Origin of the sequence: Streptomyces coffeae (assembly GCF_016741875.1) — a bacterium.
In the GTDB taxonomy this organism is placed as follows: Bacteria; Actinomycetota; Actinomycetes; order Streptomycetales; family Streptomycetaceae; genus Streptomyces; species Streptomyces coffeae.
Map to the genome: position 1 here is coordinate 27,689 of NZ_JAERRF010000005.1, position 18,552 is coordinate 46,240.

At 70.4% G+C, this 18,552-nt stretch carries 20 protein-coding genes and 1 pseudogene; 4 read left to right on the plus strand and 17 right to left on the minus strand.

The window, feature by feature from the left end:
* Window positions 1-77: 77 nt before the first annotated feature.
* The 16 genes from JK363_RS09390 to JK363_RS09465 form a co-directional block, all read right to left on the minus strand.
* Window positions 78-1,553, minus strand: a complete 1,476-nt coding sequence (locus JK363_RS09390; protein ID WP_201873811.1) for an AICE element replication initiation protein — start codon at window positions 1,551-1,553, stop codon at window positions 78-80.
* Window positions 1,554-1,556: 3 nt separating this feature from the next.
* Window positions 1,557-2,408 carry a bifunctional DNA primase/polymerase gene (locus tag JK363_RS09395; protein ID WP_201873812.1) on the minus strand — a complete coding sequence of 284 codons (852 nt, stop codon included), beginning with the start codon at window positions 2,406-2,408 and terminating at the stop codon, window positions 1,557-1,559.
* An 82-nt stretch (window positions 2,409-2,490) separates the two neighbouring features.
* A complete protein-coding gene (locus tag JK363_RS09400; RefSeq protein WP_201873813.1) occupies window positions 2,491-2,868 on the minus strand; it encodes a hypothetical protein in 378 nt (125 codons plus the stop codon).
* 35 nt (window positions 2,869-2,903) lie between these two features.
* Window positions 2,904-3,377, minus strand: a complete 474-nt coding sequence (locus JK363_RS09405; protein ID WP_201873814.1) for a hypothetical protein — start codon at window positions 3,375-3,377, stop codon at window positions 2,904-2,906.
* A gap of 221 nt (window positions 3,378-3,598) precedes the next feature.
* Window positions 3,599-5,656 carry an FtsK/SpoIIIE domain-containing protein gene (locus JK363_RS09410; RefSeq protein WP_307821661.1) on the minus strand — a complete coding sequence of 686 codons (2,058 nt, stop codon included), beginning with the start codon at window positions 5,654-5,656 and terminating at the stop codon, window positions 3,599-3,601.
* Between the two features lie 317 nt (window positions 5,657-5,973).
* A complete protein-coding gene (locus JK363_RS09415; RefSeq protein ID WP_201873816.1) occupies window positions 5,974-6,162 on the minus strand; it encodes a hypothetical protein in 189 nt (62 codons plus the stop codon).
* A 108-nt stretch (window positions 6,163-6,270) separates the two neighbouring features.
* Window positions 6,271-6,603 (minus strand): hypothetical protein, encoded by a 333-nt coding sequence (locus tag JK363_RS09420; RefSeq protein ID WP_201873818.1) that lies wholly within the window; start codon window positions 6,601-6,603, stop codon window positions 6,271-6,273.
* 17 nt (window positions 6,604-6,620) lie between these two features.
* The gene (locus JK363_RS09425; protein ID WP_201873820.1) at window positions 6,621-7,127 is read right to left on the minus strand and encodes a hypothetical protein; all 507 of its coding nucleotides are present in this window, start codon (window positions 7,125-7,127) and stop codon (window positions 6,621-6,623) included.
* Window positions 7,128-7,180: 53 nt separating this feature from the next.
* Window positions 7,181-7,363, minus strand: a complete 183-nt coding sequence (locus JK363_RS09430; protein WP_201873822.1) for a hypothetical protein — start codon at window positions 7,361-7,363, stop codon at window positions 7,181-7,183.
* Window positions 7,364-7,379: 16 nt separating this feature from the next.
* Window positions 7,380-7,865 (minus strand): hypothetical protein, encoded by a 486-nt coding sequence (locus JK363_RS09435; RefSeq protein ID WP_201873824.1) that lies wholly within the window; start codon window positions 7,863-7,865, stop codon window positions 7,380-7,382.
* Window positions 7,866-7,908: 43 nt separating this feature from the next.
* Complete coding sequence (locus tag JK363_RS09440; protein ID WP_201873826.1) at window positions 7,909-8,244, minus strand: hypothetical protein; 336 nt, start codon at window positions 8,242-8,244, stop codon at window positions 7,909-7,911.
* Window positions 8,245-8,300: 56 nt separating this feature from the next.
* Complete coding sequence (locus JK363_RS09445; protein ID WP_201873828.1) at window positions 8,301-8,786, minus strand: hypothetical protein; 486 nt, start codon at window positions 8,784-8,786, stop codon at window positions 8,301-8,303.
* Window positions 8,783-9,790, minus strand: a complete 1,008-nt coding sequence (locus tag JK363_RS09450; RefSeq protein ID WP_307821662.1) for a DUF2637 domain-containing protein — start codon at window positions 9,788-9,790, stop codon at window positions 8,783-8,785. The genes JK363_RS09445 and JK363_RS09450 overlap by 4 nt, the downstream gene beginning before the upstream one ends.
* A 110-nt stretch (window positions 9,791-9,900) precedes the next feature.
* The gene (locus JK363_RS09455) at window positions 9,901-10,290 is read right to left on the minus strand and encodes a hypothetical protein (RefSeq protein ID WP_201873830.1); all 390 of its coding nucleotides are present in this window, start codon (window positions 10,288-10,290) and stop codon (window positions 9,901-9,903) included.
* The gene (locus JK363_RS09460; RefSeq protein WP_201873832.1) at window positions 10,287-10,553 is read right to left on the minus strand and encodes a DUF6284 family protein; all 267 of its coding nucleotides are present in this window, start codon (window positions 10,551-10,553) and stop codon (window positions 10,287-10,289) included. Before JK363_RS09460 ends, JK363_RS09455 begins: the two co-directional genes overlap by 4 nt.
* A 689-nt stretch (window positions 10,554-11,242) precedes the next feature.
* A complete protein-coding gene (locus JK363_RS09465) occupies window positions 11,243-11,959 on the minus strand; it encodes a GntR family transcriptional regulator (protein ID WP_201873834.1) in 717 nt (238 codons plus the stop codon).
* Window positions 11,960-12,017: 58 nt separating this feature from the next.
* On the opposite strand from JK363_RS09465, the gene JK363_RS09470 reads away from it, so the two are divergent.
* Both JK363_RS09470 and JK363_RS44605 read left to right on the plus strand, forming a co-directional pair.
* Window positions 12,018-12,830, plus strand: coding sequence for a class I SAM-dependent methyltransferase (locus tag JK363_RS09470; RefSeq protein ID WP_201873837.1), 813 nt, complete (start codon window positions 12,018-12,020; stop codon window positions 12,828-12,830).
* Window positions 12,831-13,041: 211 nt separating this feature from the next.
* Window positions 13,042-13,128: pseudogene (locus JK363_RS44605) on the plus strand (glutamine synthetase); the annotation flags it as partial.
* Between the two features lie 121 nt (window positions 13,129-13,249).
* On the opposite strand, the gene JK363_RS09480 reads toward JK363_RS44605, so the two are convergent.
* A complete protein-coding gene (locus JK363_RS09480) occupies window positions 13,250-14,233 on the minus strand; it encodes a hypothetical protein (RefSeq protein WP_201873839.1) in 984 nt (327 codons plus the stop codon).
* A gap of 207 nt (window positions 14,234-14,440) precedes the next feature.
* Here JK363_RS09480 and JK363_RS09485 point away from each other — a divergent pair, with 207 nt between their 5' ends.
* Both JK363_RS09485 and JK363_RS09490 read left to right on the plus strand, forming a co-directional pair.
* Window positions 14,441-15,067 carry a maleylpyruvate isomerase family mycothiol-dependent enzyme gene (locus JK363_RS09485; protein WP_201873841.1) on the plus strand — a complete coding sequence of 209 codons (627 nt, stop codon included), beginning with the start codon at window positions 14,441-14,443 and terminating at the stop codon, window positions 15,065-15,067.
* 164 nt (window positions 15,068-15,231) lie between these two features.
* Window positions 15,232-18,483 carry a bifunctional [glutamine synthetase] adenylyltransferase/[glutamine synthetase]-adenylyl-L-tyrosine phosphorylase gene (locus JK363_RS09490; protein ID WP_201873843.1) on the plus strand — a complete coding sequence of 1,084 codons (3,252 nt, stop codon included), beginning with the start codon at window positions 15,232-15,234 and terminating at the stop codon, window positions 18,481-18,483.
* Window positions 18,484-18,552 lie beyond the last annotated feature (69 nt).

Consider the following 18,552-nt stretch of genomic DNA (forward strand, 5'->3'; position numbering starts at 1 on the left):
CGCCGGAGGAGCAAGAGGAGCACCACGGGCGGGGGTGCTCCTCTTGCTTGTTCGGGGTGGCTCCGTGGTGGCGCGGGTCAGAACGCCGTTTCCTGCTCGTTCTGTGGCGGGAGCGGGGGTCGGGTCATCTCGATGTAGCGGGCGGAGCGGGTGCGGCCCCAGTCGATGAGGACGCCGCGCGCGGCGAGGGTAGGCTGTAGCCGCTTAAGCCGGTCGGAGAGGACCTTGCCCGTGGTGGGCCAGCCCTTGGGCAGGGGACGGCACTCCTCGCCGCTGTAGAGGCCGGTGAGGCAGTGCAGCCACTCCGATGACGTCATACGGACCTCCGCGCCCGCATCGAGCCCGGCAGCGTGCTTCAGAACCGTCTGGGCAAGGAGGTCTCCTTCGATGACGTCGTCGTTGAGGTCATCAAGGCTGGCCCGGTACGCGGCCAGGGAGCCGAAGCCGGTAGCCGCATCGAGCTGCGCGCACAGGTGGGCGAAGTCGGCCATCCGCAGGTCGGTGGGGGTGTCCGCCTGGGCGGCCCGCACTTTGACTGTCAGGTCCAGCAGCGAGCCGAGAACGACCGGCAGGATCTCCGCGTACTCCATCCACAGCTCTGCCTCGGTTCGCCGCACCCGGGGCCGCACGAGACGGAGCGGCAGGAGGCGTTCGGCGAGGTCGGGGCGGATAACGCCGACGTCGATACCGGTCAGCAGCATGGGGCGCCGGTAGCGGGAGCGGACGACGTCGCCGTCGGTGAAGAGCGCGCGCTTGATGCTCTCGGCACCCGTCACGATGCAGCACATGAGGTCGGACAGGTCCGGGGGCAGGTGGGAGAGGTTGTCCAGGGCGGTGACCCATCCGGCGGCGACGGCCGTGATCATGTTCTCCTCGTCCTTTGGCGCCCGGCGCAGGTCGCCACTCATCCCTTCGATGATCCGCACCAGCATCCGGCCGCCCGTGGACTTGCCCGCCCCTTGGGGGCCGGTGAGGAACGGCGCGGGCACGGGCACGGACGGCTCCAGGCAGCCGATCAGCCAGGCGATGGCCAGGCATTCGGTCTCGGCACTGGCGAAGTTGCACAGACGGAGGAGGAGGTCGATGCCCTTGCCGTTGGTGTCCTGGGCGGGCAGGGGGAGTTCGCCGGTGAGCTGGGTGCGCCGCCAGCAGACTTCCTGCGGGTCGGGGGTGAGGATGTCCCAGCCGGTGGGGTGGATGCGGACGGACTTGCCGTCGTCGCGGCCCAAGTCGAGCCAGGTCGCCCCGTCGAACCCGGGCGCCACGCGGATGTGGGTGGGCTGTACGTCCTCGGTCAGCGCGAGTGCTTCGATCAAGTCCAACGCCTCCTTGAGTGCCGTGCCGTTGAACACGCCGACCCCGTCCTTGAACAGGCCCACCATGAGTTCCTGCCGGTGGCTCCCAGTTGTGCCCTGGGAGCGGATGGGCCGGGCGACGGGGTGGCCGTTCTTCTGCGCGTACACGGTGCCGTCGATGGTGCGGAAGTACCGGAAGTGCGCTTGCGCATAGTCGGTGATGATTTGACGGGCCGGAGTCTTCTCATCCTCGGACATGACTCACATCCCCAGTGCAGTGCGGGCGTTCGTCCACGCGTCGGTGCAGTGCCGGGGGGATTCGCCCTTGGCCTGAGCGGCGGTGAACAGCCGCGCGATGTGGGCCTCGGTGAGGCAGCCGCACCGGCCGTGGGTGGACAGCACGGCGAGGAAAGTCCGGTAGACGGTGGCGTGGACCGCGCTGCGGGCCTCGGTGATGCGCTGCTGGGCCATGGCGATGCCACGGTCCAGGTAGGTGGGCGTGCGGTGAGGACAGACCCCATCCCCGGCGGCCCAAGAGGGCATGGCGATGGCCTGCGGTGCCCGCCGGACCGTGGGGGGTTCCTTCACGGCCAGCGCGCGCACGATGTCCGGCAAGGCCGTCATGGTGCCGGTGCCGGGGCCTAGCCAGCGGGCGTAGGACATGGATGACTTGATGTCGACACCGGGCCGGACCGCGTTGTGCGATGGCATGGCGCCGCGGTAGACCCAGTGCTCACCGCGCGTCGTCTCCACGGTCCGGGTGGCGGGCAGGGTCTCACGGGCCCATGTAACGGCCGCAGCGTCGTCCAGGTCCACCACGGTCACCCCGGCGGCGCCGGGGTGGTAGGCGACGCAGACGGCCCGCCGCCATGCGGCCGTCCATGGCGGGGAGCTGAGGACGTGCGGGTCGGTGGTGGCGGCGGCCCACGCGTGGCAGACGCCGGGGCAGCGGCACGGCCCGGCGGTCTTCATGTTCGGTCGGCCACCGCACGCGTTGTTCGCGCACTGGTGGCAGTTCCCGAATGGCGCCTTGCCCGCGCGCAGGGGCAGCACGGGGAGTCCGGCGGCGGCCAAGGTGAGTGCCACTCGCCGGATCAGGGTGGGTTGGGTCATGCTGGATGTCTCCAGTTCTGTGGATTGAGCGGGAGATCGGGGCGGCCGTGACTTTGGCGAGAGACGGCCGCCCCAGCCGTGTCTAGGCGCCGGACTGCCGGGGGGCGGGGTAGACGGCCATGGCGCCCGCGGTGAAGAACCGCTTGAGCGGTGCGCCGGTGAGGATCGCGTGGACCACGTTCGCTACGGCCTGCGGGTCAGCGGCATCCTCGTAGATCCATCCGGGGTTGTTGCAGCGGCCGTTGGTATAGGAGCCGTAGGCCCACAGGCCATGGAAGTTCGGCTTCACGAGGGACCACTCCTCGTCTTCGTCCAGGCCAGGTACGTCGAGGGTGATTGCGAAGTCGTGCGCGTCGAGGACGGTGTGTCCGTGGTCTTCGATCGCGCGGGTGAAGGCTTCGATCCACTTCTCGGGGATCCAGTCCCACTCGATGGGGTCGCCGTAGGGAAGGGTGGTCATTCGGCGTTCCTCGTTTCGTCGCGGTTGGCTGGTGACTAGGCGTGGAGAGCAGCGGTGGCGTACTGCTCGCGCACATAAACGCGCGGATCGGCCTCGGCGTCAGCGGTGTCAAGTCCGCTAGCGCGGTCGGTGTCGATGAGGACGAGTGCGGCGGCATCGGCTGCTTCGGCGTCGCTGCTGTCGCTGGGGCGGTGCAGTGCGATGCGGTCCAGGAGGGCGGCTTTGCGGATCAGGTATTCGCGGTCCCGCTCGTGGTCGGGGTGGTTGGCGGTGTCGTGGCACCACTTGGCTTCGAGGAAGAGCGGCGGCGCGTGGTGGTAGGCGGTCTCCGGTGACGCAGACGGCGTCGGCACCGGCGTGGAGCGGTGCTCGGCGAGCGTGTACATGCGAGTGCGCTTGCCGTCGCGGGCGGGATGGACGGTCACGGTGCCGGTGGTGAAGGTGCGGTCCAGTGCGGCGACGATGTGGTCGGTGTCGGCGGGGTCGCAGATGACTCGGATCTCGAACATGACAGCCTCTCGGATGGTGACTGTGTGTGCAGGGAGGGAGGCAGCGAGGGGCCCTGGGACTGCTGATTCCGGGGGTTTCCGGGGTGTCCGGCGCGCGCCTCCCCAGCCTCCCCAGCCTCCCCAACTGGGGTGTTGCCGCAGGTAAATGCTGGGGAGGCGGGTTGGGGAGGCAGTTGGGGAGAACTCCCCAGGATTTCCGTGCCTCCCCAAACCCCTCCCCATCACTCTGTGTCGAACTCGGTGGCCTCTTCCGCCTCTTCGGCGCGCCGCTCGATGGCCGCGAGCACCCGTGCACGGGAGATCGACGGGTTGCCGTTGTACTTGCGCGGCTCCGCTCCCAACGGCTTCAGGGCCTGCGTCAGAACCTCGAACGTCCACTCGCCGTACACGACGCTGTTGAGGTTCTTCAGGCCGTGCAGCATGTCCGGGGACCTCAGCCGGTCCGCCTCACCGAGCACGGTGAGCACGTCGGCAAGGTGGTCCACTTCCTGCTCGGGCTCCTGCGGGCTTCGCGTCTCGACGCCCGCCCGACGCGCCTTCGCCCGCTCGGCAATCTCTTTCGCCGGGTCGATGTCGATGAAGTGGGTCCGCACGGTGATGGACGGCTGCCCCGGTGCCAGCTTGATCCCGTCACCGGCCACGACCAGCGTGCCCTTGTCCAGGCCCTGCCGGAGTTTGTGCGGGGCCGCGCCGGCGTCGACCGGTGCGTCTCCAAGCGCCATCTTGGCCTGCGACTCGGTGCCGACCACCAGGGATGCCCGGATGTGGTTGCCCGCGCGGGAGCGAGCAGGCAGGTTCTGGTCCGTCGGGTCCTGCGTGCCCTCCCATGTGGTCACGCTGACTGCGCGCCCCTGATCGTGAATCTTCTTGATGGCCTGGAAGTACCGGGAGGTCTGCTTCTGCCCCCCGTAGGGCGCGCCGTACTTGACCGCTCCGCTCTCCGCGACGTGCGTCTCCCTGGCGCCCGAGCCGTAGGCCACCTGCGCCTCGTCGACGATGAGCACGAGGGGGGCGAACCGCGGGTCGGCCAGGATCCTGTCCTGACTCCAGCCCTTGGCGGAGAGCTCCCGCATGAGCTCCCCCCGACGCTGCATCTCCTCTACTCCCTCCTCAACCATGTGCGTCGCCTCCATGACGTGCTCATCGGTCGGGCCCTCGATCAGCACCTCGGCGAGGCCCTTGAACATGCCCCAGTCCCCAACCCCCTTGAGGTCGGCAACCCGGAACTTGACCCGCGGGTCGAGCGCCAGCCACAGGGCGAGTGCTCGCAGGGACGCGGTCTTGCCCTGGTTCGACAGGCCGGTGACGAGCATGTGCCGTTGGAACAGACTGATCAGCGCCGTCTCGCCCCGCAGGTCCTGACCCCACGGGGCCCGGCCCGACTTGTAGTCGGCGGTCATGTCCGCATCGAGCACCAGCGGTGACGGCCCGATCGGCTCGTCCAGCGCACCGCAGTCAGCGATCCACATGCGCACCGTGCGGGGCGTCGGCGGAATCACCATGTGCAGCTCGTGTTCGTGGCGGTTCATGTTCTCCGCCAGCTTCCGCCGCTTGTTCAGCACCTCTTCGGTGCTCACACCGGACGGCAAGGTGACGTCAACCTCGACACCGCACCCGGCAAGGGTGATCGGCCCGAGCATGCCCGCGGCGCCGTCGGCCATCTCCTTGATGCCGTTCTTCAACTGAGCAATCCCCAGATCCCTCAGCGCCGTGACCACGATCGACGGGGTGATCGGCACATCGGTCGCCGTGCCGGACGCCGGACGGGCCCATGCCGGGGCCGTCTCGTGCTTCTGCCCAGCCCGCCACAGGTGCGAGAGGCCAGCGAACAGCGTGAGCGCAAGCGTCGGGCCCCAGGCGATCCCGACGAACCAGCACACCGCACGAATCGCGTCCATGGCGGCCCGCGTCGGCACCACCACGTCGTACAGCTGGTGGTCATGGATGGCCATACAGGCGCCGAGCAGCAGCAACGCACCCTCGACACCGGCCACGCCGATGGCGGCGGACTTCACCGCCTGCGGGGTACGGGCGATCAGGTCCATCCGGCGCTGGTGACGCTCCCGGCGGAACGAATCGGCCTTGTCCTGCCACTCAGCAGCCGCAACCGTATCCCCGGTCGCCAGGGACAGGGCACGCATGCGGTGATGGACGGCAACGGTACGGCCCTCCCACGCCCGCTTCGTCACGACCCCGGCACCTCCCCACACGTAGGCGGTATGCCGGACCGTCGCACCAAGAATCTTGCGAGTGCGGTCGTGCATCGCGACGGTCCGCACCCGGCGCACGACACGCCTCATCCGGCGGCTACTCGAGCCGCCGGGCAGTGCGGTGTCCGCATCGGACTGCCGCGGCTGTTCCGGGACGGTGTCGGCAACTGGGGCGGGACCGGCGGCGATGGTGGGCTTGGCCAGACTCACCCGCGCGGGGGTGGCTTCTTTGGCTGCGCGGTGGTCGTCGAGGTTGTGCAGGCTTCCCATGGCGGGCGCCTCAGTCATGATGGAACTCCTCCTGCCTGATGTGGAAATGCGGGCTGGTAGGGGCCCTGGGGCGGCCGGTCTTCCTTGGCCGGGTGACGGCCGCCCCAGGGGCGTGTCTACTTGCCGCGCCGCTCGTGCCGGGCCGCGTCCTTACCGGTGGCGGCGTTGGTGGTGAAGTAGCGGTTGCTCTTGGCCCCGCAGCTGCACCTCCACTCCCACTCCCCCTCCCAACGCGCGGCGCGGACCTTGGTCCGGTGCGGCTTGCTGTTGCTGATGACTCGTGCGAGCTGGATCAGCTCATCCATTGCGATGTCCTCCCAGAAGGGGCGAGTGGCCGAACGGGGTTGTCCGGCCCCACCGCGCCCGCCGGGCCCGCCACCGAATCGGCAGCGGGCCCGGTTGGCACAGAAGGGTCAGAGACCGGCGCGGCGGATGGCCTGTTCGGTGGCCCGTGCCCGCTTCTCCGCGCGCTTGCGGGCATCGCGGGCCGCGGACCGGTCCTCACGCGACGCCGCGCGTTCGGCCGCCTTCGCGGCGGCAAGTTCGGCCCGAGCCTTGTCGTTCTGCCGGTGCAGAGCCGCAGCCTCCAACTGGCCGCGCTCCTCGGCGCGTGCGTCGATGTCGTCGATCCGCCGCTCGAGACGGGGATCCACGGCGTCGGCGGCGGCCTGCTTGGTGGTACGCACCATCAGCCAGGCACGCTGGCGCTTCTCGCGGGGGGTGTAGGAGCGGTAGACGTCGCTCATAGGTGTTTCCTTCCTGGTCAGAGGTTGTGGGCGAGGCGTTCCAGGCGCTTGGCTTCGCGTTCGTCGGTGTCGATCTGCCGGTTCGCGGCGCGGACCTCCGCCGCGGCCATCGGCTCCAGGCCGTAGTTGTTGCGCAGGTGGCGCAGGATGGCGGCGCGGCGGCCGGGGCGTGCGTACTGGGCGGCGTGGACCAGCTCATGCACCACGGTCTTGGTGATCTCGGTGGTGCGGCCCCGGCATTCCTCGGCGTTGATGACCACCAGGACACCGCGGCGGGTGAGGGTGGTGGCTCCGTAGCGGCCCCTCGCACGCCACAAGCTGGGGTCGCTGACACCGAACAGGGCCTGGTGTTCGGTCACGATCACCTCGGTGACCCCGGCGGTGTTGGTGACGGCGAGGTCGGCCGGGCCGATCCGGTCACCGGTGTGTTGCTCGACCAGCGCGGCAGCGGCGTCGGCGATCTCGGTGACGTGGTCGAGGGCGCCCCGGTAGCGACGGGACAGCCCATGGGACAGGACACGCATGGCGAAGCGTCCTTCCTGGTCAGAGACGGATAGGCGTGCTGGGTGCGGTCAGGTCAGGCAGTGGGCTCGGGCTCGTTGAACGCCTCGGCGATCTTCATCAGGAGCGTTTCGGCCGCCATGAGGTGACCGGCGAGCCGCCCGGAGTCGGTCATGTCGACCGGCCGGATTCCGGCGACGTAGGTGCGTGCAGCCTCGATGACCACGATCTGTTCGGCAGTGCGGACGATGCCGTCCATGGGGCGTCCCTCCTGCTCAGCGATTGCGGATGTGGGTGTGAGAGCGGCCGAACCAGCGGTTACTGACGTGGTGGTGGGTGACGAAGGTGTCGCCGCCGCGCCGTCGGCCGGGGGCAGCGACGGCGACCCCGACGGCGACGCCCGCAGCAATCAGGACCTGGACGAGAGAGTCCACGACGATGGCCGCGGCCCCGGCGGCGAAGTACGCGCCCACCCCGGCACCGGCGGAGAGCACGCCCTTGGCGGCCAGCCGCTGCGCGTGTGGGTCCACCCCCGACCGGACCGGCGCCGGAGCGGGCACGGGGGCGTGGATGGTGGGCAGATCCTCACGGCGCACGGCCACGAACCCGCCGTGGGCGCCGGGGATGTAGACGACGGGACCGCGTTCGGCGGCGAGTTCCACGGCCCCGCTCAGCGGCTGCTGGACGGGGCCGTACAGGTCGGGGGCGGGCCAGTCGGGGACCGGCTCACCCGGCGGTCGGAAGGGCAGGGGCGCATTCATACAAGGCACCTCCGTGAAAGGGGAACGCGGCGGCGAGGGGCCGCTAGAGGTCGAAGAGGCCACCCTGCGCGGGGTCTGCCGCGGTGCGGGCCGCACGCTGGGCGGCGCGGCGGGTGGCGTCTTGGCAGTCCGGGCACCACGCCTGCAACCCGGCCGCCGGAAGCCCGGCCGCAACGCGGGCGGGGGTGAGCGGGTCGGCGGGGGCCGCGATCAGGTGGACGGGGCCGCGGTGCTTGCTGGCGTGGTGGTCGTGCTCACGCGGGCACCGCCCGCCGCCCTTGGTATGCGGGTTGCCGCACTGGCCGGTGCACTGGCAGCGGTAGCCCGCCGCTTCCATCACCGGCCGCCAGGTGTCGGCGTAGACGATCGGCTCACTCATGCCGCCCTCGCCATGCCGTGCCGGTCCGGCAGGCGCCTCGGGAACACGGCAGGGGCTCACCGGACGCCCCCGAGGGGGAGCGGCTGCACCCGCCACAGGACCTCGGCGGCCGGGGGCAGAGCGGCCCCGGGCGTGTGCGCGGTCCACCCCTCTCGCGCCGCGCCCACCGCCTCGGCCGCGGCCTCGGCTGCGTCGAGGGTGGCGTGCACGCTGTGCAGGGCCCCACGGTGGAAGAGGACGTAGACGCGGTCAGCCACGGCACTGTGCTTCCGGACCGTGCGCAGCAGCATCCGCAGCGCCTGCCGGTCCTCGGTGTCGAGGAGGGACTGCGCCCGCAGCGTCTCCAGCTCGCCCTCCAGCCGTGCGGCCCCGGCCGTGACCCGGGCCAGTTCGGCGCGCAGCTCCTCAAGGGCGGTCTCCGCGCGGACCGCGGAATCGGTGACGGTCTCGGCTTCCTGCCGACGCTGCCCGGCCTCACTCTCGGCGGCCGTCAGGTCGGTGCGCAGGGTGCGCAGGGTCCGGGTACGGCAAACGGTGATCACGTGACGGCTCCTTCGAGGGCCTCGGTGGTGGTGGGCGTGCCGTGGTCGCGCAGTTCCTGGTAGCGGGTGGTCACCCAGCCGACGGACCAGCCGGTCAGCTCGACCGCGGCCCGGACGGACAGGCCCTGCGCATGCGCGGCGGCGACTACGCGACGGGCGAGGTCCTCCGGCTGCTTCTCCTCGGCCGGGCCGAGGGACAACAGCCGCTGCCGCTCCCGGTACTCAGCGGCCTCCCGCTCACGGTGTTCACGGTCGCGGCGCTGCTGTTCACGGTCCCGCTGCTGCTGTTCACGCAGCCGCTCTTCCTGTTCACGGTCCCGCTGCTGCTGTTCACGCAGCCGTTCTTCCTGTTCACGGTCGCGGCGCTGCTGTTCACGCTCGCGCTCCTGCTGTTCACGCAGCCGCTGCTCGCGTTCACGCTCCTCCCGCGCGCGGCGCTCCTCGGCCTCCTGCCGCTCCCACTCCTGGCGGCGCAGACGCTCCTCGTGTTCCCGCTCCTCACGACGCTCCTGCGCGGCATGCTCACGGGCCTCACGCTCCAGGTGAGCGGCATGGTCCCGGGCCTCACGGTCAGCCCGTTCACGGGCCTCACGCTCGCTCTCCCGCTCCTGGCGTGCGCGGCGCTCTCGGGCCTCCTGAACACCCCGTGAACGCTCCTCCTCGGCGCGCTGTTCACGCGCGATCCGGTCCTGTGCCCGGCCGATCGCGCGGCGCCACGCCAGACCGGCGTCAGCGATGACGATCAGGATCAGGGGGATGACGGCGTGAACACCGACCCCGACCAGATCGCCTTTGAGCGCGCTGTCGCCGACGTTGAGCAGCAGGGTCATCAGGCCGGTCATCCAGCGCAGCAGGGTCGCCCAGCCACCGCCGCGCTCGCCGAGCCGGGCGACCGTGGCATCCAGCCGCACGGAGACGATGACCGCTGCGTCCACCACCAGCGGCAGCAAAGGAGCGGTCGGCTCCCACCCGGCCGGGGTGACCCGCACGACAAGCGGGGTCACCGTGAGGACGGAGTACAGGACGGCACCGGCAGTGATAGCCCACGTGCCGACCGACAGAACCCGTTCCGCAGCCTGGATCTGGGCGGGGGTCAAGGGAGTTCGGGCGAGGTTCACCGACCCGCCTCCCCGCCCTCGCGGAGGTCGCCGTGCTCCCAGGCGAACGACTCGAACTCCGCGCCGTCGTCCTCGGTGTTGCAGGACAGCGCAGGTGGAAGGGGCGGGGGGTCCCAGGCGCGGTAGCTGGTGGGCGGATGCTTGGCCAGGCGCTCGCGCAGGTAGGCGGTTTCCCACTCGATGTCGAGGCGGTCAGCCGCCTCCTCGTTGAGGATGCCGCGCAGAGTGATCGCCGCGTGCATGGCCCGGTCGGTGAGCACACGGGCACGCTCTTCGCTATCACCAACCGTGGCCGGGTGCGGGATGTCGAGCGCTTCGAGGACCGCGCGCAGCAGGTCTGCGACATCCTCAGGAAGCGGGCCGGGAACCGGGGAGAGGGCGCTCACGCTCCCACCCCCGACGTGCTCAGCGCAGTGCGGTTCGAGAGCTCCCGGCGGGCGGCCAGTACCCGCCGACGGGCCCGGCGGATACGGCGGGCGTCCAGCTCCGACACCGGCCGGTCAAGCGTCGCGATCTGCGCGTCCAGCAGCTCAACCTCGGCCGCGATCAGCGGCATCTCGATCTCGATGGCGTCCAGTTCCGCGGCTGTCGGCTCAAGCCAGGGCTCGAACGCGGTAACAGCCTGTTGAACAGTGACGATGTGCTCCATGGGTCGTGGTTCCTCTCAAGGTTGAACGGCCCGAACAGCGGCTCCGGTGTTGCAGCACCGGAGCCGCGCGCCGTTGAAGTCGGTAGATCCGGCTCCCCTCAGCCCCGCCCGTACGGCACCGCACACGGCGGCCTGGACGGACGGAGGAGGCAACCGGCCGCAGCGCTAGCCGCTGCGATGGCAGGAAGAAGAGAGACCGGCTTGTTCGTCGGCGGAAGACGCCGCGAACGGGGATGACGCACAGGCGCCGCCGTGCCGGTCGATCACGGCGGCGCCCACGTATTTCGTTGGCTGTGCACGGTGCCCCCTTGCGTGGGAAGCGGACGTGGACAGGTCTCCTTCGAGGCGGGCCGCGCCCGTATCAGGTAGCGCGGCATGACCCCGTTGTAGGCGTATGGAGACGTGACCTTTCGGTCTAAGCCCTCCGGTTAATGACAAGGCGCCGGGCCGCCTCCCCCCCGTCCACTGCGGGGCTCCTGGTCGTGCATGGCGAAGCCGTCCCGTCCCGAGGGGTCCGGACTGGCTTGCGGCCACATCCATAGACTGGACCGGTGGACCGGTCCAGTCAACCCGCTTGAGTGTGCTCCGCCGTTCGTTCAGCGTGTTGTGCCTGGTAGGTGGCGCTTTTCGGCAAAGAAAAAAGCTGGACCGGCGGACCGGTCCAGCTTCTCGGGTGGCGCGTGCGGCGGCTACATCGCGTAGGTCTCTTCCCGCTCATAGAGCGGGCCCGGCGTGACTCCTTCCTCGCAGACCAGCGGGCGCCCCTCCTGGTCGTACGCCGTGTGCAGCACGACGGCCACGGCGGTCGGCTCCGACAGGGCCAGGTGCTCCGCCTCGGTCTCGGTCGCCAGGCGCACCGTGGTGACGTCCGTCCCCTCCACGGAGAACCGGCCGGTCTGTCGGCGGACGTACCGCGTGGTCCCCTCAGCGATGGGGGCGGTCTGGGTCAGGCGGGGTGCCGCCTCCGCCACCTCGGGCGGGAACCACGCCACCGCATAGCTGTGAGGGTTCCCGTCAGGAAGTTGCATCAGGCGCACCCGGCGAAGTGCTTCCACTTCGCCGTCCAAGCGAAGTGCCTCGGCCACATGTGCCGGAGGCACCGCCCAGTCAGGGGCGCCCACGCGCAGGAACGGCATGCCGCCGGTCACGCGCGCCGAACCGGCCCGGCGCTCGCCTGCCGGCCGTGCCACGGGGGTCTCGGTGACGATGAACCCCGTGCCCTGCTTGGCCTCCACCACGCCGTCGTTTCGCAGTACATCCATGGCCTTGATGACAGTGGCCCGTGACACGGACCACTGCTCGGCCAGATCCCGGCCCGACGGAACGGTCTGGCCCGGCTCGAACTCTCCCGCTGCGATCCGGGACCGCAGGGATTCCGCGATTTCCTCGTACTTCAGCAGCGCCATGGCTCCCCTTGTCAGGTCCGTACTGGACTGGTCCACCGGTACACAGCATACTGCCCTCATGTCGAATCCTGAGGTCGCCCTAGCACCGGAGATCGAACACTTCTACTCAGAGGTCATTGACGAGAACGCCCGGCTGAGCATGTCGGCAGACGGGCGGCTCGAACTCCTCCGCACGCAGGAGATCCTGCGCCGTTACCTTCCGCCGACCCCGGCGCGCATCCTCGATGTGGGAGGCGGGACGGGCGTCCACGCACGGTGGCTCGTGGAAGACGGCTACAAGGTCGAGCTGGTCGATCCCATCGCCCGGCACGTCGAGCAGGCGGCCACGATCTGCCCCGCCTCGGTGGGCGACGCGCGTGCGCTGGCTGCGGAAGATGCGAGCTACGACGTGGTTCAGCTACTTGGTCCGCTCTACCATCTGCCCGACCCGGAAGAGCGGCGCACTGCCCTCTCGGAGGCGCGGCGCGTAGTGAAGCCCGGGGGACTCGTCGCCGCAGCCGCGATCAACCGGTACGCATCCCTCTTCGAGCACGTCACCTACGCACATCTGCACACCGACCGCTTGCAGGCGGCCATCTCCAAGATCCTGCGCACTGCTGTACACGACGGCAAGGGCTTCACTCTCTCCTACTACCACCGCGCCGATGAACTCGCCGACGAACTGCGTGCGGCAGGGCTGACCGACGTGGAGGTGTTCGGGATCGAGGGCCCCACGTGGTCGCTCCTCAAAGCGGTCGAGCAGCAGCCGGGGGAAGGCCCTACAGACGACATGTTCGCCTCGGCACTGACAGCCGCGCGAATGGCCGAGCCGTACCCGGAACTCCTGGCCGCCAGTTCCCACCTGCTGGCGGTCGGGAAGGCGCCGATGTAATCCGCGCCGCCATCATGACGTCTGCTCAGCCTGAGCGATCTGGCCCCGGAGACAGGGAAGTTGTCCCAGTCTCCGGGGCCGCACTCCGGGCCGTCTGTGGGCCGTCCGAGGGTGACCAATGACGACCAACAACGACCAATGACGACCGTGCCGCCGCCGCTCGGAAGCGGCACCGGAAGGGGTCTCCCAGGTGGCGGATTCGCCGCATGACTTCCTGCGCAACAAGAAGCAGGAGTGGGAGGAGTACCGCTCGGAGGTCACGCCGTTCGAACTGCGGAAGAACCTGCCGGTGCTGTAGACGGAGTTCGGGACTGTCAGGACCGTTACCCGGTTCGGACGAGGCTCCGGGCCGGTGGTCGTATCCGCCGGTCCGGAGCCGCTTTGTGTTCCTCAGCCGATGTGTGTTCTTCGCCCTCGCGTCAGGCCATGACGTCCGTCCATCTGCGGCACATTTCCTGGATCTTCAGGAGTTCGGTGCGAGAGGTCACCCAGGTGTGGGCGTCGGCCGATGAGTCCTGTGCCGCATCGTTCAGCCGGTTGATGAGCTGAGCCCTTGTCGAGTCCGGAAGGACGGTTTTACCGGCGAACTTGTATCCGGTGTTCAACTGGGTGCGCAGTGCGCGGTCAAGTCCGTCAACCCGTTCGAGAACCTTCTCGGCGAGCTCGGTCTTGTTGCCGTTCTCGGCTCCGTTGTGCAGGGCTCCGAATGCGCGGATGACATCCGATATCTGAGTCTCCAACGCTGTGCACAGTTTGCGGGTTCGTGCGGTCGCCTTGTTCGCCGCCACGACGAAGGCGAGCGACAGCGAGGCGGTGAGGGTCAGCCGTGGCGCTGTTTCCAGCCCCTTCACCGCCGCGACCTCCATCAGGAGTCCTGCTGTGAGCCCCCAGAGCGCCAGGCAGTGGAAGAAGACCTCGCTGGCGACGTGCAGGCGCAACTGGGCGATCGGTTCAGGCCAGTACGAGAAGAGGGAGCGCCCCAGTGCGATACGGACTCCGGACGCCATGATGATGACGAGACCCGCCAGCGCCATGTTGTGCGAAGCGATGAGGACGATGACCGCGGCAACGACGAACGTGCCCACCAGTGTGCTGTAGACGGCCACCTTCGCCCGGGACGTCAGCCATTGCCAGATCTGTCCGTACAGAATTCTGACATCGCGGAGGGTTATGACAACCAGAAGACTGATGACCGACGCGAACATTTCGATCCAGGCGATAAGCAGCGCGACCGCGTTGCCTTCCTTGGACGCGGTGAAGAAACCGCGTGTTGATTCCAGGAGGATGGGAATGGCGAAGGGAATCCCAAGGAGAACGGCAAGGAGGAACAGGCGGTTTCTTCGCCTGCGGGCGGGGTCCTTTTTGTGCTTCTGCTTGTCTCGTTCTGGCATCGGTGGAGCCATGGAGATCGTGTACGTTGAGGAGCGCCTGACGCTCACATTTTCCCTGAGGGCTCTCGGCCCTGCCAGCCACGCCGCCGCAAGCGGGTGATTCCGGCACGGGGCGTGGGGCCGGGCCGTCCTCCTGGACCAGCGGCATAACGGATCCTTCTGGCCGTGAGAACCACCGGCTCTTGGACGGATCCCCGTGGTGGCCAGGATCCTTGATCCATGGATGACACGCAGATACGGGCCGCCATCGCGGCCGAACGCACCGAGCTGGCCGCACTGTTGGACGGGCTGTCCGCCGAGCAATGGGACGCGCCGAGTCTGTGTGGGGGCTGGCGGGTCCGGGAGGTCGCGGCCCATATGTCGCTGGGGTTCCGCTATGCGCTGCCCAAGGTGGCGCTGGAACTGCTCAAGGCCGGGGGCAGGCTGCACCGGATGACCGACCGGACCGCCCGCAAGGACGCGGCCTCCGCCACCACCGCCCAACTCGCCACCTGGCTGCGGGACAACGCCCACCACCCCTGGACGCCCCCGGTCGGCGGATTCACCTCGGCACTCGGCCATGACGTCATCCACGGCCTGGACATCTCGGTCGCGCTGGACCTCGGCCGGCGGGTGCCCGAGGACCGCGTCCGCATACTGCTGGGGACGGTCGAACCCAAGACCCTGAAGTTCTTCGGTGCCGACCTCGACGGCGTCCAGCTGCGCGCCGACGACCTCGACTGGACCTACGGCACCGGCACCCCCCTGACCGGCCCCGCCCAGGATCTGCTGCTGGTCGCCTACGGCCGCAAGCTGCCCCCGGGGCGGCTGCGCGGCGAGGTGCGCGACCGGTTCGCCGCGGTGTGAACGGCGACGGTCAGTTCTCCTGGGTGGTGGCATGAGAAAACCGCCCGGCCCCGATCACCGCGGCAACGGTTTTCCGCCACGGCCGGGACCTGCCGCTTCGCCCTCGCGGTCGCTTAGGCTCGGCACCGAGCGTTGATCACGACGGCGGACGGGAGGCGTGCGGAATGTCCGTACCGCAGGGACGCAGGAGCAGCAACTTCACCCGGCTGCTCCGGCACGGCTTCACCGACGCCTCCTCCGCCCAGCGGCTGCTGGACGCGCCCGAGCTGTCCGCGGTCCGCAGTGACCCGGTGCTGCTGGAGGCGCTCGGCGCGACCGCCGATCCCGATCTGGCGCTGCGCGGGCTGGTGCGGCTGGCCGAGGCGCTGCCCGAGGAGGCGGGGGAGAACGGCGCACAGCGGGCCGCGTCGCGGCGGGCGCTGCTGGACACCCTGGTCACCGCCAAGCCGCTGCGCGACCGGCTGCTCGGGGTGCTGGGCGCCTCCGAGGCGCTGGGCGACCACCTCGCCCGCCATCCGCGGGACTGGAACGCGCTGGTCATGTACGAGCCCGCCGATCTGCATCCGACCACCCCCGAGTTCGAGCAGGCCCTGGCCGAGGGCATCTGGAGCGGACCGGGCGCGGAGCTGCCGCGGCCGGACGCGCTGCGGGTCGCCTACCGCCGGGCGCTGCTGGCCATCGCGGCGCGTGATGTGTGCGGCACCACCGATGTCACCCAGGCCGCCGCCGAACTGGCCGACCTGGCCACCGCTACCCTGCGGGCCGCGCTGGAGATCGCGGCCGAGGAGCAGCCGGAGGACGCCGCCGCCTGCCGGCTGGCCGTGATCGGCATGGGCAAGTGCGGGGGCCGGGAGCTCAACTACGTCTCGGACGTGGATGTGATCTTCGTGGCGGAGGCGGTCGATGAGGCCGGCGGTCGGGAAGGGGCTGAGGGGAAAGCGGTACAGGCCGCCACCCGACTGGCCTCCCGGCTGATGCGGATCTGCTCGGACGTCACCGTCGAGGGCACCATCTGGCCGGTCGACGCCAATCTGCGCCCCGAGGGCCGCAACGGTCCGCTGGTGCGCACCCTGTCCAGCCATGTCGCGTACTACCAGCGGTGGGCCAAGACCTGGGAGTTCCAGGCGCTGCTGAAGGCCCGGCCGGTCGCGGGCGACGCCGTGCTGGGCCAGGCGTATGTGGACGCGCTCGCGCCAATGGTCTGGCAGGCCGTCGAGCGCGAGAACTTCGTCTCCGACGTGCAGCAGATGCGCCGCCGCGTGGTGGAGAACATCCCCGTCGCCGAGATCGACCGCGAGCTGAAGCTCGGCCCCGGCGGACTGCGCGATGTGGAGTTCGCCGTCCAGCTGCTCCAGCTGGTGCACGGCCGGTCCGATGAGTCGCTGCGCAGCGGCACCACCCTGGACGCGCTCGCGGCGCTGGCCGCGGGCGGCTATGTGGGCCGCTCCGACGCCGCCGCGCTGGACGCCGCGTACCGCTTTCTGCGCTCCATGGAACACCGCATCCAGCTGCACCGGCTGCGCCGCACCCATCTGGTGCCCGAGGGCGAGGCCGATCTGCGGCGGCTGGGCCGTTCGCTGGGGTTCCGCACCGAGCCGGTCAGCGAACTGGGCACCGCGTGGCGGCGGTACGCGCGCGAGGTGCGGAGGCTGCACGAGAAGCTGTTCTACCGGCCGCTGCTGGACGCCGTCGCCCAGCTGGAGCCCGGTGAGACCCGGCTCAGCTCGGAGGCGGCCGGGCAGCGGCTGGAGGCCCTGGGCTATGCCGACCCGGTCTCGGCGCTGCGGCATCTGGAGGCGCTGGCCTCCGGGGTGACCCGGAAGGCGGCGATCCAGCGCACCCTGCTGCCGGTGCTGCTGGGCTGGTTCGCCGACTCCGCGGAACCGGACGCGGGGCTGCTGGGCTTCCGCAAGGTCTCCGACGCGCTGGGCAAGACGCCCTGGTATCTGCGGCTGCTGCGGGACGAGGGCGCCGCCGCGGAGAACCTGGCCCGGGTGCTCTCCGCCGGGCGGCTGGCCCCCGATCTGCTGCTGCGCGCGCCCGAGGCGGTGGCCCTGCTCGGCGATCCGGAGGGGCTGCGGCCGCGCGGGCGGCGCCATCTGGAGCAGGAGGTGCTGGCTGCGGTGGGCCGCGCCGACGGGGCCGAGCAGGCGGTCGCGGCGGCGCGCGGGGTGCGCCGGAGGGAGCTGTTCCGTACCGCCGCGGCCGACATCATCGACAGCGCGCGGCTGGCGAACGGCGCGGTGCGCCCGACGGTGAGCTGGCCGCCGCCGGGCGACGAGGGCTCCCTCGGCACCGTGCCCCGGACCCCGGCCGCCCCCGCGGCGCCCGCCGCTCCGCGCCGCGTCCCCGAAGTCCCCAGCGCGCTGCGGGACTCCGAGCCGCATGTGCCCGCCCGTCCCACCGGGGCGGCCGTCGCGGATGAGCCGCCCACCGATACGGGGGCGCTGGTCGACATGGTCGGCGACGCCCTGTCCGACCTCAACGCGGCCGCCATCGCGGGCGCCCTGCGTGCCGCCGTCCGCGACACCTGGGGCGATGAACTGCCCACCCGCTTCGCCGTCATCGGCATGGGCCGCTTCGGCGGCCATGAGCTCAGCTACGGCTCGGACGCGGATGTGCTGTTCGTGCACGAGCCGAGGGAGGGCACCGATGAACAGGAAGCCTCCCGCGCGGCGTTCGCCGTGGCCAACGAGATGCGGCGGCTGCTCCAGCTCCCCACCGTCGACCCGCCGCTGCTCATCGACGCCGATCTGCGCCCCGAGGGCAAGTCCGGCCCGCTGGTGCGCACCCTGGCCTCGTACGCCGCCTACTACCGCCGCTGGTCGCTGGTCTGGGAGAGCCAGGCGCTGCTGCGCGCCGAACCGGTCGCGGGTGACCGGGAGTTGGGCGAGCGCTTCATCGAGCTGATCGACCCGCTGCGGTATCCGGCCGAGGGCCTGGGCGAGGACGCGGTGCGCGAGATCCGGCGGCTCAAGGCCCGGATGGAGTCCGAGCGGCTGCCCCGCGGCGCCGATCCCACCACCCACACCAAACTGGGCCGCGGCGGCCTCAGCGATGTCGAATGGACCGTCCAGCTGCTCCAGATGCGCCACGGCTGGGCCGAGCCGGGACTGCGCACCACCCGTACCCGCGAGGCCCTGGCCGCCGCCCACGCCGCCGGCCTGATCGGCACCGAGGACGCCCAGACCCTCGACGAGGCATGGGTCCTGGCGACCCGGGTCCGCAACGGTGTGATGCTGGTCCGCGGGCGCTCCGGTGACACCTTCCCCAGCGAGTCCCGCGAACTGGCCGCCGTGGCACGGTACTTGGGCTACGGCCCGGGACATGTCGGGGAGATGCTGGACGACTACCGCCGTACCACCCGCCGTGCGCGGTCCGTCGTGGAACGTCTGTTCTACGACTACGAGGGCTGAACCGGGCAGTCGGCCGGGCTGCTGATCGAGCGCGCCGCCCGCGGTGGTGACCGGCGGGCGGCGGCCCGG

Coding starts and splice junctions, on each gene's coding strand:
- JK363_RS09390 (WP_201873811.1), bottom strand. CDS start 1,553: ATGTCCGAGGATGAGAAGACTCCGGCCCGTCAAATCATCACCGACTAT.
- JK363_RS09395 (WP_201873812.1), bottom strand. CDS start 2,408: ATGACCCAACCCACCCTGATCCGGCGAGTGGCACTCACCTTGGCCGCC.
- JK363_RS09400 (WP_201873813.1), bottom strand. CDS start 2,868: ATGACCACCCTTCCCTACGGCGACCCCATCGAGTGGGACTGGATCCCC.
- JK363_RS09405 (WP_201873814.1), bottom strand. CDS start 3,377: ATGTTCGAGATCCGAGTCATCTGCGACCCCGCCGACACCGACCACATC.
- JK363_RS09415 (WP_201873816.1), bottom strand. CDS start 6,162: ATGGATGAGCTGATCCAGCTCGCACGAGTCATCAGCAACAGCAAGCCG.
- JK363_RS09420 (WP_201873818.1), bottom strand. CDS start 6,603: ATGAGCGACGTCTACCGCTCCTACACCCCCCGCGAGAAGCGCCAGCGT.
- JK363_RS09425 (WP_201873820.1), bottom strand. CDS start 7,127: ATGCGTGTCCTGTCCCATGGGCTGTCCCGTCGCTACCGGGGCGCCCTC.
- JK363_RS09430 (WP_201873822.1), bottom strand. CDS start 7,363: ATGGACGGCATCGTCCGCACTGCCGAACAGATCGTGGTCATCGAGGCT.
- JK363_RS09435 (WP_201873824.1), bottom strand. CDS start 7,865: ATGAATGCGCCCCTGCCCTTCCGACCGCCGGGTGAGCCGGTCCCCGAC.
- JK363_RS09440 (WP_201873826.1), bottom strand. CDS start 8,244: ATGAGTGAGCCGATCGTCTACGCCGACACCTGGCGGCCGGTGATGGAA.
- JK363_RS09460 (WP_201873832.1), bottom strand. CDS start 10,553: ATGGAGCACATCGTCACTGTTCAACAGGCTGTTACCGCGTTCGAGCCC.
- JK363_RS09465 (WP_201873834.1), bottom strand. CDS start 11,959: ATGGCGCTGCTGAAGTACGAGGAAATCGCGGAATCCCTGCGGTCCCGG.
- JK363_RS09470 (WP_201873837.1), top strand. CDS start 12,018: ATGTCGAATCCTGAGGTCGCCCTAGCACCGGAGATCGAACACTTCTAC.
- JK363_RS09480 (WP_201873839.1), bottom strand. CDS start 14,233: ATGGCTCCACCGATGCCAGAACGAGACAAGCAGAAGCACAAAAAGGAC.
- JK363_RS09485 (WP_201873841.1), top strand. CDS start 14,441: ATGGATGACACGCAGATACGGGCCGCCATCGCGGCCGAACGCACCGAG.
- JK363_RS09490 (WP_201873843.1), top strand. CDS start 15,232: ATGTCCGTACCGCAGGGACGCAGGAGCAGCAACTTCACCCGGCTGCTC.